Below are 14,454 nucleotides of genomic sequence, written 5' to 3'. Positions count from 1 at the left end.
GGCAAAAGAGGCTTACTTCACCGTACCACGAAGATCAATTTCCGCCGCCCTGGCTTTGACCTTTTTCGACCAGATGGACGTGATAATCGGTACCAGAATGGAGGTCACAATCACCGAGGTCGCCACCAGAGAGGTTGCCGCTGGCGCCATCGGTTTAAATGCCGGAACCATTTCAGCAATCAGTACCGGCGTGGCAACCGCCGCACCCGCTGAGCTGGAAGCGGCAATCCCCGCCGTTCCATCGCCGCCGCCAATCAGTTTATCGGCGATAATCAATGGGATCCCGGTGATGATAATCACCGCCACGCCCAGCAGAATCCCCAGCACGCCGGTCTGCGCAATCACGCTCAAATCAATGGTGTTACCCAGCGCGAAGGCGAAGAACGGGATCAGCGTCTGCACCGCTTTGCTGAAGAACTCCCGCAGTTCAGGGTCCAGATTACCCAGCGCAAAGCCAATCAGGAATGGTAATACAGCCCCCACAAACACGTGCGGTTCAAACGAAGCAATCCCGGCGGTTCCCAGAATAACCATGGTCATCAGCGGGCCTGATTCCAGAGACATCAGGACAAATGCCCCGGCCTCTTCTTTGGTGCCATACTGTTGCATAATCGAGGCGTACAGCCCACCGTTAGTCATATCCATGGCGGCCACCAGCGCCAACGTGGACAACCCGGCGAAGAACCCGACTTCCACACCGTGTTCCGGCAGAATGCGTGAGGCAATTGCCGCCACCACCCACGCCACCAAAATTTTGGTGATGACCAGCGTGCCGGATTTACGCAGCACGGTGCCGGTTGCACTTAGCTTAATCGACGCGCCCATACAAAAAAACCAGACCGCCAGAATAGGCACCGTACCGGTGATCATACCGTTGGTAAATGAGCCGAAATATTTCCCGGCGCCGGGTGAAAAGGTGTGACATAACGCGCCGAGGAAAAGCGGCACCAGCATCATCCCGCCAGGGATTCTCTCTATCGTTCGTTTGATCTGCATTTCCATCACCTGTAGACATAAAAATGGGGCAATTTTTATGGGCGATTGCATCTTGCTTTTGAGATGCGCCCGTCTTGATGAACAGAAGATAGACATTCAGAGGAATTATAAAAGTGATCCCACCCGCACAATAAAACATTGTTTCAATTTAAATGGATCATCGTTCCCATGTTGATTTTGATCACAAAAAAGCCCCCACAAGCAGCGCTTGCAGGGGCATTATTTAAGCGTAGAACTTATTTTTTAGCGGCGAAACGCGCTGCTGCTTCGTCCCAGTTCACCACGTTCCAGAACTCTTTAATGTAGTCCGGACGACGGTTCTGGAATTTCAGGTAGTAAGCGTGTTCCCAAACGTCCAGACCGACGATAGGGAAGCCAGAAGCGCCAGAAATTGCTTCACCCATCAGCGGGGAATCCTGGTTAGCGGTGGAAACAACAGCCAGTTTGTCACCTTGCAGAACCAGCCACGCCCAGCCGGAGCCGAAACGGGTGGCCGCTGCTTTTTCAAATTCAGCTTTGAAGTTGTCAACAGAGCCGAAGTCACGTTCGATAGCCGCTTTCAGATCGCCCTGCAGCGTAGTGCCGGTTTTCAGGCCTTTCCAGAACAGGCTGTGGTTAGCGTGGCCGCCGGCGTTGTTACGCAGTACGGTTTTCTTGTCCGCTGGCAGTTGATCCAGTTTGGTGATCAGCTCTTCAGCCGACAGGCTGGCGAATTCAGGCAGACTTTCCAGCGCAGCGTTTGCGTTGTTTACGTAAGTCTGGTGGTGTTTGGTATGGTGAATTTCCATCGTCTGCTTATCGAAGTGCGGTTCAAGGGCATCATAAGCGTACGGCAGGGATGGCAGTGTATAACTCATAATCATCTCCAGTGTTGTCGGGCGGCCAGTGTTAACGCCGCGTAAGCAGTTGGGTCATTATAGTTAATTAAATGATATTGAAAATGATTATCAATGCCGTACTTTTTACAAGGTTTTAATCGATCAGTTTATTGTAAAAGATGTGAACCGAATCACCCACTTAACGTGATGATTGCCAACATGCGCAAAATGGCGGCAAGCGTTAAAAGGTTAATACCCTGCGTAATTTTTAAACTCGTCAGGTCGGAGGGGTCATTACCGACGATAAAAAATAACGAGGATTAAGTCATGAGTAACGCGATTACGATGGGTATCTTTTGGCATTTGATAGGCGCAGCCAGTGCAGCTTGTTTCTATGCCCCGTTCAAGCAGGTCAAACATTGGTCATGGGAAACGATGTGGTCGGTAGGCGGGATCGTCTCCTGGCTTATCCTTCCGTGGACTATCAGCGCTATGTTACTTCCCAATTTCTGGGCCTACTTCAGCTCCTTCAGCCTTTCCACACTAGCCCCGGTATTTCTTTTCGGGGCGATGTGGGGGATTGGCAACATTAACTATGGCCTGACCATGCGCTATCTCGGTATGTCGATGGGTATCGGCATTGCGATAGGTATTACGCTGATTGTCGGCACGCTGATGACCCCGATTATCAACGGCAACTTTGATGTGCTGATCAACACCTCCGGCGGACGCATGACGCTGCTTGGCGTGTTGGTCGCACTGATTGGCGTGGGCATTGTTACCCGTGCGGGTCAATTAAAAGAACGCAAAATGGGCATCAAAGCCGAAGAGTTCAACCTGAAAAAAGGGTTGGTTCTGGCGGTCATGTGCGGCATTTTCTCCGCGGGGATGTCATTTGCGATGAACGCCGCGAAACCGATGCACGATGCCGCCGCCGCATTGGGTGTGGACCCGCTGTATGTCGCTCTGCCCAGCTATGTGGTTATCATGGGCGGTGGTGCGCTGGTTAACCTGGGTTTTTGCTTTATTCGTCTGGCAAAAGTGAAGAACTTGTCGATAAAAGCCGACTTCTCGCTGGCAAAACCGCTGATCATCAGCAACGTGCTACTCTCCGCGCTCGGTGGCTTGATGTGGTATCTGCAATTTTTCTTCTACGCCTGGGGTCACGCGCGTATTCCGGCACAGTATGACTATGTAAGCTGGATGCTGCACATGAGTTTCTATGTCCTGTGCGGCGGGATTGTTGGTCTGGTATTGAAAGAGTGGAAAAATGCGGGTCGACGTCCGGTCAGCGTACTGAGTCTTGGCTGCGTGGTAATTATTGTCGCGGCAAACATTGTTGGTCTGGGAATGGCCAGCTAAGCATGCTGGGTACTGAGATGACGCCACTGGCTCGGCGTCATCCCGGTTTCCCGCGTAAACACCACCGAAAAGTAGTTACTGTCCTCAAAGCCACAGCGCATGGAAATCTCACTAATCATTAACCGGCTGTGCTTGAGCAGATACTGAGCATGGCAAACCCGCACCTGGCGGAGATACTGGTTGATGGTCATCCCGGTCTGGCTGCGAAACTGCTGGCGCAAAACGCGTTCGCTGCACTGTTCGCGCTCGCAAAATTTATCCAGTTCGAAAGCATGCTCATGACTCCCGGCTAATGCGGTAATGAGTTTATCCAACAGTGTTTCACTCGACGTTGCCGGGAGCGTATCTGTCGCATAACGATGGCGTTTAAGGAGGGTCACCAGTTGCCCGAACAGCAGTTCCGCCATGTTAAAAGCCTGCGCATCGCGTTGATTGCTTTCATGCTCAAGCTGGCTTATCACCTGCCTGGCCTGAGTCATGCCAACGCTGCCGAGTCGCCAGTGCGGCTGCCGTGGCGTACCGTTAAATCCGGGGATCGCCCCTTCCCAGTCAACATTCAGCGTTAACCGCTCCGGGCAGTAGATGATATTTTGCAAAACTAGGTCATTTACGGAAGTGTAGGAATGTTTGTCTTCAGCGCGAATGTAAAACAGATCGCCACGGGTTATCCGGTACGGACGATCGTTAAGAACATGCAGACCATTGCCGCGCCAGACCAGGACCAGCTCGCAAAATTCATGGGTATGTTCCGCAAAGACATCCTGCGGATAACGGTCAGCCACGGCGACAGCCTGCTGTTCATGCGCGAAAAAGTCTGATGTCAGAAGGATTAGCTGATTCGCCATCACAATATTCCCTGCCATCCGGCGTTAAGGAACATGATTATCTGAGATTCGGCGGTAAAAAACGTTGATAGCTTTCGCGTTACTGCAGGCTGCTTCCCGCAATGAGATCGCGCCCCTGACGAATATCGCGTGGCGACCAATTAAACTCCCGGCGAAAAAGCGTCGAAAAGTGATTACTGTCGCCGAAACCGCAGAGATACGCGATATCCGTCACGCTGTCCTCACTATGACGAAGCAGATGTCTCGCTTTAATAAGCCTCAGGCGGTTAAGGTAGCGCTGGGGCGTCAATCCCGTTTGTTGTTTAAGCTGGCGGTGCAGTGTACGCAAAGAGAGCGAAAACTTTTCGGCCAGCGCCTCCCAACACACCTCGTCAGCAAAGTTATCTTCCAGCCACGCCATCAGAAGGTTAAGCCGCGCGTCGTTATCGGTTGCCGCTGCCATCAGGCTGCTTTTACGCAACACGACCAGTAGCTGCATAAACAGAATTTCACGATTTGCCGCCGTCGGCGTATCCATTCCTTCACCGAGCGCTTCCATTTGCCCCACCAACTGTCGGACCTGCTGTAATACCCCCTGGTTTACCCGCCAATGGGATGGATACTGCCCATTCTGTTCCTGAGGTAAAAGCTGATTCAGCCCGGCTAAAAATTGAAACGCATCCGGGGAGCGATACAGGACATTGGTCAGACACAAATTGTCAGTATGTTCATATAAATGCCGGTCATGATCGCGGACGAAACACACCGTACCACCGCTGATGGCATACGGTTGCCCGTTGAACACGTGGATCCCCGTACCATGCTCGACCACCACAATTTCATGAAAATCATGATGATGTTCAGGAAACGCGGGTTGAGGAAGCCGCGGTTCAATAGCCACTGGCGCTTTACCTGTCGGAAAAAAGTCTACGCAATGCAGTACAGTCATGACGGCTCCCCCTGTTTAGCGAATATGGCTGAATAGTAATTAAGGGTTACTACCCTCACCTTAAATTTTTGACGCCAAAGTGCGTAAACATGGTCAATTCTTCAAGATACGGTGGGAAAGATCGGGAATTGCGGAAGGCGTCACATCTGCCCGAATCCGCCCCATGAGTAGAAACTGTGAACATCATCACGTTCACCTTTGCCATGTTGCCAGCCGCTAATTGTGCCTGTCACTGTTAAGAAGGTACGTCTTATCGGGGGTTCTTAGACTGAGTGCAATAAAACTCAGAAGGACCTCGCTATGACTTTTCGCCATTGTGTCGCTGTCGATCTCGGCGCATCCAGCGGGCGCGTAATGCTGGCGCGTTACGACAGTAAACACCGCACCCTGACGCTGCGTGAAATCCACCGCTTCGTTAACTGCCTACAAAAAACGGACGGTTTTGACACCTGGGACATCGACAGCCTGGAAAACGACATTCGTCTGGGTCTGAAGAAAGTCTGCGATGAAGGCATTCTGATAGACAGCATCGGCATTGATACCTGGGGTGTGGATTACGTGCTGGTCGATAACGCCGGTCAGCGCGTCGGTCTGCCGATCTCTTACCGTGATAATCGCACGACAGGCATTATGTCGCAGGCGATGGTGCAACCGGGTAAAAACGAGATTTACCGGCGTAGCGGTATTCAATTTCTCCCCTTTAACACCCTGTATCAGTTGCGCGCGCTGGTTGAACAGCAACCAGAATTGCTCCCGCAGGTGGCGCATGCCCTGCTGATCCCCGACTACTTCAGTTTTCGCCTGACCGGTGAAATGAACTGGGAATACACCAATGCCACCACCACCCAGTTAGTCAATATCAATACCGACGACTGGGACGACACGCTGCTGGCGTGGACCGGGGCAGACAAAGCCTGGTTTGGTCGCCCGACGCATCCGGGGAACGTCATTGGCCACTGGATTTGCCCGCAGAAAAATCAAATTCCGGTCGTGGCGGTTGCCAGTCACGACACGGCCAGCGCGGTCATTGCTTCGCCGCTCGCCGATAAAAACAGCGCGTATCTCTCTTCCGGCACCTGGTCGCTGATGGGGTTTGAGAGCAGAACGCCGTATACCAACGATGCGGCGTTGACGGCGAATATTACCAACGAAGGCGGCGCGGAAGGGCGCTACCGGGTACTGAAAAATATCATGGGACTATGGCTGCTCCAGCGCGTATTAAAAGAGCGTCAGATCGACGACCTGCCAACGCTTATCACCGAAACGCAAGCGCTGCCGGCTTGCCAGTTCCTGATAAACCCGAACGACGATCGCTTTATCAACCCCGACGATATGAGTGCGGAAATTCAGGCGGCCTGTCGTGAATCGGGCCAACCTGTTCCTCTGCAAAACGCCGAACTGGCGCGCTGTATCTTCGACAGCCTGGCGCTGCTGTATGCCGACATTCTGCAAGAGCTGGCGGACCTGCGTGGTGCAGCGTTTAGCCAATTGCACATTGTTGGTGGCGGTTGCCAGAACGCGTTACTGAATCAGCTGTGCGCGGATGCCTGCGGTATTCGCGTTATGTCCGGGCCGATTGAGGCCTCCACGCTCGGCAACATCGGCATCCAGTTGATGACGCTGGACGAGCTTAACAACGTCGATGATTTCCGTCAGGTAGTGCGCGCCAACTACGACCTGACCACCTTCATTCCTAATCCGGAAAGTGAAATTGCCCGCTACCAGGCGCAGTTTCAATCACTACGACAGACAAAGGAGCTTTGCGCATGACTACTCAACTTGAACAAGCCTGGGAACTGGCAAAATTGCGTTTCGCCGCAGTAGGCATTGATGTCGAGGCGGCCTTACGCCAGCTCGATCGTCTGCCGGTCTCCATGCACTGCTGGCAGGGCGATGACGTCGCCGGTTTCGAAAACCCGGAAGGCTCGCTCACAGGCGGAATTCAGGCTACCGGCAACTATCCGGGCAAAGCGCGCAACGCGACCGAACTGCGTGCCGATCTGGAGCAGGCGCTGAGCCTGATACCGGGTCCAAAACGCCTGAATCTGCATGCGATCTATCTGGAATCCGATACGCCGGTTGCCCGCGACCAAATCAAACCGGAACACTTCAAAAACTGGGTTGAGTGGGCGAAAGCAAACCAGTTAGGGCTGGATTTCAACCCGTCCTGCTTTTCTCATCCGCTGAGCGCCGACGGCTTCACGCTGGCCCATGCCGATGACCACATTCGCCAGTTCTGGATTGACCACTGCAAAGCCAGCCGTCGCGTCTCGGCGTATTTTGGCGAACAGTTGGGTACGCCGTCGGTAATGAATATCTGGATCCCGGACGGTATGAAAGATATCACCGTTGACCGTTTAGCGCCGCGCCAGCGACTGCTGGAAGCACTGGACGAAGTGATCAGCGAGCAACTCGACCCGGCGCACCATATTGACGCCGTTGAGAGCAAGCTGTTTGGCATCGGCGCCGAAAGCTACACCGTCGGCTCCAACGAGTTCTATATGGGCTACGCCACCAGCCGCCAGACCGCGCTGTGCCTGGATGCGGGACACTTCCATCCGACTGAAGTGATTTCCGACAAAATCTCCGCCGCCATGCTGTATGTACCGCGCCTGCTGCTGCACGTCAGTCGTCCGGTGCGCTGGGACAGCGATCACGTGGTGCTGCTGGATGATGAAACTCAGGCTATTGCCAGCGAAATCGTCCGCCACAACCTGTTTGATCGCGTACACATCGGTCTCGACTTCTTCGACGCTTCCATTAACCGCATCGCGGCATGGGTTATCGGCACCCGCAATATGAAAAAAGCCCTGCTGCGCGCGCTGTTAGAACCAACCGAGCAACTGCGTCAGCTCGAAACCAGCGGCGACTACACCGCACGTCTGGCCCTGCTGGAAGAACAAAAATCACTGCCGTGGCAGGCCGTCTGGGAAATGTATTGTCAGCGCCACGACACGCCAGCGGGCAGCCAGTGGCTGGATAGCGTTCGCGCCTATGAAAAAGAGATCCTGAGCAAACGTAGCTGATAGCGACACCTGATCTGTAGGCCGGATAAGACGCCCCGCGTCGCCATCCGGCAATAAATAAAACACGATTGCCGGATGGCGCTGCGCTTATCCGGCCTACGTAAGACCCGATAATCTTCGGGCAATAAATGGGAGCACCGAACATGCAGAACATTACTCATTCCTGGTTTGTCCAGGGAATGATCAAAGCCACATCCGATGCGTGGCTGAAAGGCTGGGATGAACGTAACGGCGGCAACCTGACGCTGCGCCTGGATGAAGCAGACATCGCGCCATTTAGCGGCGATTTCCACGACAAACCGCGCTATATTGCGCTGAGTCAACCCATGCCATTGCTGGCGAATACGCCATTTATCGTCACCGGCTCGGGTAAATTTTTCCGTAACGTTCAGCTCGATCCGGCGGCAAATTTAGGCGTAGTGAAAGTGGACAGCGACGGTGCGGGCTATCACATCCTTTGGGGCCTGACCCACGAAGCGGTGCCAACCTCCGAATTGCCAGCCCACTTCCTCTCTCACTGCGAACGCATTAAAGCGACGAACGGCAAAGATCGCGTGATCATGCACTGCCACGCCACCAACCTGATCGCCCTGACCTATGTGCTGGAAAACAACACCGCGCTGATCACCCGCAAACTGTGGGAAGGCAGCACCGAGTGCCTGGTGGTGTTCCCGGATGGCGTCGGCATTTTGCCGTGGATGGTGCCGGGTACGGATGAAATCGGCCAGGCGACCGCGCAGGAAATGCAGAAGCATTCGCTTGTTCTGTGGCCGTTCCATGGTGTGTTCGGCAGCGGCCCCTCCCTCGATGAAGCATTCGGTTTGATCGATACCGCTGAGAAATCCGCTGAGGTTTTAGTCAAAATCTATTCGATGGGCGGTATGAAGCAGACCATCACGCGTGAAGAACTGGTCGCACTCGGCAAACGTTTTGGCGTGACTCCGCTGGCAAGCGCACTAGCATTATAAGGAGAATAGTAATGAGCTTTATGTTGGCACTACCCAAAATTAGCCTGCATGGCGCTGGAGCGATTGCCGATATGGTGAACCTCGTGGCGAATAAGCAATGGGGCAAAGCGCTGATCGTTACCGATGGTCAACTGGTAAAGCTGGGCCTGCTGGATAGCCTGTTTAGCGCGCTGGATGAACATCAAATGTCTTACCACCTGTTTGATGAGGTGTTCCCAAACCCGACAGAAGAGCTGGTGCAGAAAGGTTTTGCGACGTATCAGAGCGCAGAATGTGACTACATTATCGCCTTCGGCGGCGGCAGTCCGATCGATACCGCTAAAGCGGTGAAAATCCTGACCGCCAACCCAGGCCCTTCTACCGCATACTCCGGCGTGGGCAAAGTGAAAAATGCCGGCGTTCCGCTGGTCGCCATCAATACCACCGCCGGCACTGCTGCAGAAATGACCAGCAATGCGGTGATTATCGACTCTGCTCGCAAGGTTAAAGAGGTGATCATCGACCCGAACATCATCCCGGATATCGCCGTGGATGATGCCAGCGTGATGCTGGAAATCCCGGCTTCCGTTACCGCCGCAACCGGCATGGACGCCCTGACTCACGCGGTGGAAGCCTATGTTTCCGTCGGCGCGCACCCACTCACTGACGCCAATGCGCTGGAGGCCATTCGCCTGATTAATCTGTGGCTACCGAAAGCGGTCGATGATGGCCACAACCTCGAAGCCCGTGAGCAAATGGCATTTGGTCAGTATCTGGCGGGTATGGCATTTAACAGCGCCGGTCTTGGTCTGGTGCATGCGCTGGCGCACCAGCCGGGCGCAACCCACAACCTGCCGCACGGCGTCTGCAACGCCATCCTGCTGCCGATAATCGAAAATTTTAACCGACCGAACGCCGAGGCTCGCTTTGCCCGCGTGGCGCAGGCGATGGGCGTCGATACCCGCGGCATGAGCGATAAAGCGGCAAGCATGGAAGCCATCAACGCCATTCGCGCCCTGAGCAAGCGGGTAGGTATTCCAGCCGGTTTCAGCCAGCTTGGCGTGACCAAAGAGGATATTGAAGGCTGGTTAGATAAAGCGTTGGCCGATCCATGCGCGCCGTGTAACCCGCGCATCGCCAGCCGCGATGAAGTCCGCGAGTTGTATCTGGAGGCGTTATGATCCGCAAAGCGTTTGTGATGCAGGTAAACGCCGACGCGCACGTTGAGTACCAACGTCGGCACAATCCCATCTGGCCAGAACTGGAATCAGTACTGAAAGAACACGGCGCGCATCACTACGCGATTTATCTTGATCAGGAGCGTAATCTGCTGTTCGCCACCGTTGAGATAGAGTCCGAGGAGCGCTGGAATGCCGTTGCCAACACCGACGTTTGCCAGCGTTGGTGGAAACATATGCGCGACGTTATGCCAGCCAACCCAGACAACAGCCCGGTCAGCACAGAGCTAAAAGAAGTGTTTTATCTGCAATAATCTTGTAGGCCGGATAAGGCGCTAACGCGCCGCATCCGGCACAACGCAACATAGCAGTTAGTTCTGCTCAGAAACCAGAATCGCCTGAGTATCCGGCTCCAGCGCTTTAAAGATATGCGCCCGATCGGCGGGGTAACAAATGTAGTCGCCCTCACCTAACTCTTCCGGCGCTTCCGTCAATCCCACCATCGCCTTACCTTGCGTCACGATAATATGTTCAACCGATCCCGGTGGATGCGGCTGTGAAATACGATCCGCGCCCGGCTGCGTCAGCAGCAAATAGATATCCCGCCGCGCGCCCGGTGGGCAGGCGGCCAGTAAAATAGCCTGGTAGTGGGCCTGTTCCGCCACCACTTTTGTCCCTTCGCCGCGGCGAATCACCTGCGTTTTTTGCTCCTGCGGCTCCAGCAGGCGCGCAAAAGGGATATCCAACGCCACACACAGCGACCACAGCGTTTCCAGGCTAGGGTTGCCATTTCCTGCTTCCAACTGTGAGAGCGTCGATTTTGCAATCCCCGCGCGGCGGGCAATCTCTGCCAGTGACAAACCGGTGCGCTGACGTTCACGCACCAAGCTTTTCGCGATCATACTGATGGGCTGGGTCATTCACGACTCCATGTTTTTTATATCGAACAAATCGTTCGACTTGTAAAGCTAAATGGTTGCGTTCATTATAATGGAAATTCGTTCGATATGGCTAAAATGGTATGAAACATTATTTTTCCTGTCTCAAAGGCGACACGCTGAAAGCAATATTTCTCGTCTGTCTGGCCGTCGGCGTTGTCGGCATGTCATATGGCTCGCTGGCGATGGCTTACGGTTTCCCGCTGTGGGTACCGTTTGTGCTTTCTATTACGGTACTGGCCGGCGCGTCCGAGTTTATGTTTATCGGCATCGTCGCCAGCGGCGGTAACCCCCTGGCGGCTGCGGCTGCCGGTTTACTGGTGAACGCCCGGCACGTGCCGTTTGGCGTCACGGTGCGTGACCTGGTGGGCTCCCGGGCCGCCAGTTTCCTCGGTTGCCATATCATGAACGACGAAAGCGTAGTGTTCGGCCTGTCGCAAAAAACACCGGAACAGCGTAAAGCCGCCTACTGGCTATGCGGCCTGGGCGTCGCCATTTTCTGGCCGATTGGCACGCTGATTGGCGCAGGTGTCGGCAAACTGCTCCCGGCCCCGGAAACCATCGGTCTGGATGCCGTTTTCCCGGCCATTTTGCTGGCGTTAGTGGTTCCGGCCTTTAAAAATCGGACCACGCTGATCCGCGCCTGTAGCGGTGCCGCGCTGTCGCTCGCATCTATACCTTTCGCGCCGGTGGGCCTGCCGGTACTGCTCTCACTGTTTGGTTTACTGACGAGGAAAAAATAATGGGCAACATGACGCTGTTTATCGTTGGTATCGCCATATTATCTCTGGGAACGTATTTAATGCGTTTAGGCGGAGCAAAACTGGGGAGTCGTTTAGCGTTCTCGGAACGCTCGCAGGCCCTGCTTTCTGATGCCGCAACGGTATTGCTGTTTTCCGTCGCGCTGGCAACCACCTTTTATGAAGGTGAACACTTTGCTGGAATGGCGCGTGTTCTTGGGGTTGGCTTCGCGGTCTTTCTCGCCTGGCGCAAAATGCCGCTGATCGTGGTGATCGTTGCCGCCGCTGTGGTGACCGCGCTGTTGAGGATGGCGGGCATAAACTAAAAAAGCGCCTCAAAGGCGCTCTTTCTACAGTACTTAGGTATCTTATTTCAGCAGTTCAGCGGTCATGTGCACGCGGTTACCGGTGTAAGCCTGGGTGATTTTATAATCGCTGGCGCCTGCACGTTCAGCCTGAGCGGCAATGCTTGCTTCAGCACTTTCCAGCGTAGAACCCGTTGCGGTAACAGTCTGAGCAGCGAATGAACCGAAAGAAGTAGCCAGAGCGATAACTGCGACAAAAGTTTTGATGCTTTTCATGATATAAACCCTTTAACTTAGTTGTTTGAGTAAGGCACCGTGCCTTGATGTGATAAATAATAGCCATCTCATCACACAACTAAAAGCGGAAGGATTTGCCTGTCTTATTCAAATTATTTGAGTGATAAAATGTCAATTGAACACAAGCAAACATTGTTGCCAGGCCATCGAAAAAAGCCACAACCTGCGGGTGCCTGGTTGCATCGCCAGGGTGAGCCTCAAAACAAGATATACTTTCTGCATCATGGCGTTGCACGTGCGGTGTACCACTCTCCACATGGCTCAGAACGGGTTAAAGAGTTCTACTTTGCCGGGGAGTACTGCTTTCTGTACCTGAACTGGCTGACCAAAACGCCTGCTGATTACAGTCTGCAAATGATTACCGCAGGAGAAACCAGTGAAATTTCTTTGGCTTTGCTGGATGCGCCGGAAAATCAGGATATTAAGACCCAGCTACTGATTCAGCAATTGATCTACAAAGAGAAAAAAGAGCAAATGCTGCTGCTCAATACCCCAGAGCAGCGCTACCGGTATGTACAAACACACTTCCCGGACTGGGAGTCGCAGCTCACTCAGCGCGATCTCGCCAACTATATCGGTATTAATCCCGTTAGCCTGTCTCGTATTCGCCAGCGTCTTAACAAAAGCTAACGCCTTATGTGAATGCGTCGAGTATTGTCCCGCCACTCTGCAACGGTTGGCGCACATTATGAACGCATTTCTTCTCTCTCAGATTCTGGCCGGTATCAGCTTCTTGCTGGATATTTCCGCTTTTCATTTTCAACGCCGGGCCATCACCTTATCTCTGCTCACCACCTCCACTTCCCTGCTCGCTATCCATTTCTCCCTTTTGGATCAAGATGCTGCGGCTGGGTTAATGGTCATCGCCGCATGCCGCTACGCGACGGCCATCGTCACGTTTCACCGCTGGGCTATGTGGGGATTTATGCTGGGGTCGCTGCTGTGTAGCGTTTATCTTTGGCAAAATCTGTCAAGCATTTTGCCGCTGATGGGAAGCCTGCTGATGACCTTTGCGTCGTTTCAAAAACGCAGTGGGAAACTACGCGGATACACATTGTGCGGCAGTCTGTGTTGGCTACTGAACAATGTGATTGTCGGCTCGCCCGTTGCCGTAATAATGGAACTGGCATTTTCAGGCAGTATCCTGGCCGCCTGGTGGCGTCACTTCGCGATCAGACGCTCCGGATGCGTATAGATTGTCGCCCTGCCCGGTTTACAAAAACCCACCAGCGTCAGGTTACAGCGTTCGGCAACTTCCACAGCGAGCGTTGTCGCCGCAGAAACGGCAAACAGGATCTCCACGCCGCACATTGCCGACTTCTGCACCATCTCGTAGCTGGCGCGGCTGGAAACTAATACCGCGCCCTGTTGCCAGGTTTCCCCTTCGAGCGCCCGACGCCCCAGCAGTTTATCCAGCGCGACATGACGCCCAACGTCTTCATGTCCACCTGCCAGATGACCTGAAAGCTGTACCCATGCCGCCGCGTGCGTACAGCCGGTCAGTTGCCCCACGGGCTGGTAATCATGGAGATGCCTTAAGGCGTTATCGAGGAGCGTCAGATCAAATGTCTGGGTAAATGCCAGAGGCTGGACCGGTTTGCCGATGTCATTGAGCTGCTCCACGCCGCAAACGCCACAACCGGTGCGACCAGCCAGTGCGCGACGACGCTCTTTCAACCCCATAAAACGGCGGCTGGATAGCTCAATCTGAACTTCTAATCCGTTGCAGGAAGGAACCACGTCCATCCCGTAAATATCTTGCGGGGACTCAATAATGCCTTCAGAAAGTGAAAAACCCATCGCGAAATGCTCAAGATCTTTCGGTGACGCCATCATCACCACATGTGAAATTCCGTTATAGACCAGCGCAACAGGCACTTCTTCAGCGACTTCATCAGGCTGAGGATGTTGCAAATCCTCGCGCTTCCAGAGCGTCAATTGGCGCGATCCTGTCGGAGATGTCACATTCTTAATGTTTTCTTGAATAATCTTATTCACTTTCTTTTAACCATATTGGAACACGCATACCAACATTGTGGTATTCTTTACAAATCCCTCCTGGACGGAGGGAAAT

Annotated in this window: 17 protein-coding genes; 10 read left to right on the top strand and 7 right to left on the bottom strand. The window is 53.7% G+C overall.

Annotation, left to right across the window (positions count from 1 at the left end):
- Window positions 1–12: 12 nt before the first annotated feature.
- Window positions 13–996: a 2-keto-3-deoxygluconate transporter gene (kdgT, locus tag FOB24_RS02460; protein ID WP_038635946.1), complete on the bottom strand. Its 984-nt coding sequence runs from the start codon at window positions 994–996 to the stop codon at window positions 13–15.
- Window positions 997–1,232: 236 nt separating this feature from the next.
- Window positions 1,233–1,853 (bottom strand): superoxide dismutase [Mn], encoded by a 621-nt coding sequence (gene sodA, locus FOB24_RS02455; protein ID WP_038635943.1) that lies wholly within the window; start codon window positions 1,851–1,853, stop codon window positions 1,233–1,235.
- A 288-nt stretch (window positions 1,854–2,141) separates the two neighbouring features.
- On the opposite strand from sodA, the gene rhaT reads away from it, so the two are divergent.
- Window positions 2,142–3,176: an L-rhamnose/proton symporter RhaT gene (gene rhaT / locus FOB24_RS02450; protein ID WP_042313441.1), complete on the top strand. Its 1,035-nt coding sequence runs from the start codon at window positions 2,142–2,144 to the stop codon at window positions 3,174–3,176.
- Here rhaT and rhaR read toward each other — a convergent pair.
- Together rhaR and rhaS are read right to left on the bottom strand one after the other, a co-directional pair.
- On the bottom strand, window positions 3,173–4,021 hold the full coding sequence (rhaR, locus tag FOB24_RS02445; RefSeq protein ID WP_069324871.1) for an HTH-type transcriptional activator RhaR: 849 nt from the start codon (window positions 4,019–4,021) through the stop codon (window positions 3,173–3,175). The genes rhaT and rhaR overlap by 4 nt on opposite strands.
- Window positions 4,022–4,100: 79 nt before the next feature.
- Window positions 4,101–4,949 (bottom strand): HTH-type transcriptional activator RhaS, encoded by an 849-nt coding sequence (rhaS, locus tag FOB24_RS02440; RefSeq protein WP_038635932.1) that lies wholly within the window; start codon window positions 4,947–4,949, stop codon window positions 4,101–4,103.
- Between the two features lie 300 nt (window positions 4,950–5,249).
- Between rhaS and rhaB the strand changes: the two genes are divergently transcribed.
- The 5 genes from rhaB (at window position 5,250) to rhaM (ending at window position 10,414) form a co-directional block, all read left to right on the top strand.
- Window positions 5,250–6,719 (top strand): rhamnulokinase, encoded by a 1,470-nt coding sequence (rhaB, locus tag FOB24_RS02435; protein ID WP_150344470.1) that lies wholly within the window; start codon window positions 5,250–5,252, stop codon window positions 6,717–6,719.
- A complete protein-coding gene (rhaA, locus tag FOB24_RS02430; protein WP_150344469.1) occupies window positions 6,716–7,975 on the top strand; it encodes an L-rhamnose isomerase in 1,260 nt (419 codons plus the stop codon). The genes rhaB and rhaA overlap by 4 nt, the downstream gene beginning before the upstream one ends.
- Window positions 7,976–8,118: 143 nt before the next feature.
- Window positions 8,119–8,943, top strand: coding sequence for a rhamnulose-1-phosphate aldolase (gene rhaD, locus FOB24_RS02425; RefSeq protein ID WP_137347092.1), 825 nt, complete (start codon window positions 8,119–8,121; stop codon window positions 8,941–8,943).
- Window positions 8,944–8,954: 11 nt separating this feature from the next.
- Window positions 8,955–10,103, top strand: coding sequence for a lactaldehyde reductase (gene fucO / locus FOB24_RS02420; RefSeq protein ID WP_038635920.1), 1,149 nt, complete (start codon window positions 8,955–8,957; stop codon window positions 10,101–10,103).
- Window positions 10,100–10,414 (top strand): L-rhamnose mutarotase, encoded by a 315-nt coding sequence (gene rhaM, locus FOB24_RS02415; RefSeq protein ID WP_087856650.1) that lies wholly within the window; start codon window positions 10,100–10,102, stop codon window positions 10,412–10,414. The genes fucO and rhaM overlap by 4 nt, the downstream gene beginning before the upstream one ends.
- Before the next feature lie 57 nt (window positions 10,415–10,471).
- Here the strand turns inward: rhaM and FOB24_RS02410 are convergent, their stop codons facing one another.
- Window positions 10,472–11,020: a helix-turn-helix domain-containing protein gene (locus tag FOB24_RS02410; protein ID WP_003825255.1), complete on the bottom strand. Its 549-nt coding sequence runs from the start codon at window positions 11,018–11,020 to the stop codon at window positions 10,472–10,474.
- 101 nt (window positions 11,021–11,121) lie between these two features.
- Here FOB24_RS02410 and FOB24_RS02405 point away from each other — a divergent pair, with 101 nt between their 5' ends.
- On the top strand, window positions 11,122–11,781 hold the full coding sequence (locus FOB24_RS02405; RefSeq protein WP_038635911.1) for an AzlC family ABC transporter permease: 660 nt from the start codon (window positions 11,122–11,124) through the stop codon (window positions 11,779–11,781).
- Entirely contained in the window at window positions 11,781–12,104 is a 324-nt protein-coding gene (locus FOB24_RS02400; RefSeq protein ID WP_038635909.1) for an AzlD domain-containing protein, read from the top strand. Before FOB24_RS02405 ends, FOB24_RS02400 begins: the two co-directional genes overlap by 1 nt.
- A 42-nt stretch (window positions 12,105–12,146) precedes the next feature.
- Here the strand turns inward: FOB24_RS02400 and FOB24_RS02395 are convergent, their stop codons facing one another.
- Window positions 12,147–12,359, bottom strand: coding sequence for a YdgH/BhsA/McbA family protein (locus tag FOB24_RS02395; protein ID WP_038635907.1), 213 nt, complete (start codon window positions 12,357–12,359; stop codon window positions 12,147–12,149).
- A gap of 129 nt (window positions 12,360–12,488) precedes the next feature.
- On the opposite strand from FOB24_RS02395, the gene FOB24_RS02390 reads away from it, so the two are divergent.
- A complete protein-coding gene (locus FOB24_RS02390) occupies window positions 12,489–13,010 on the top strand; it encodes a Crp/Fnr family transcriptional regulator (RefSeq protein WP_150344468.1) in 522 nt (173 codons plus the stop codon).
- A 58-nt stretch (window positions 13,011–13,068) separates the two neighbouring features.
- On the top strand, window positions 13,069–13,575 hold the full coding sequence (locus FOB24_RS02385) for a YgjV family protein (protein WP_085049713.1): 507 nt from the start codon (window positions 13,069–13,071) through the stop codon (window positions 13,573–13,575).
- Here the strand turns inward: FOB24_RS02385 and fdhD are convergent.
- Entirely contained in the window at window positions 13,542–14,378 is an 837-nt protein-coding gene (gene fdhD / locus FOB24_RS02380) for a formate dehydrogenase accessory sulfurtransferase FdhD (protein ID WP_110496328.1), read from the bottom strand. The two genes, FOB24_RS02385 and fdhD, sit on opposite strands and share 34 nt — an antisense overlap.
- Window positions 14,379–14,454: the final 76 nt, after the last annotated feature.

The organism is Citrobacter werkmanii (genome assembly GCF_008693645.1).
GTDB classification, from domain to species: Bacteria; Pseudomonadota; Gammaproteobacteria; order Enterobacterales; family Enterobacteriaceae; genus Citrobacter; species Citrobacter werkmanii.
Note: the sequence above shows the minus strand (reverse complement) of the source record. Positions and strands in the feature narration are given on the sequence as shown.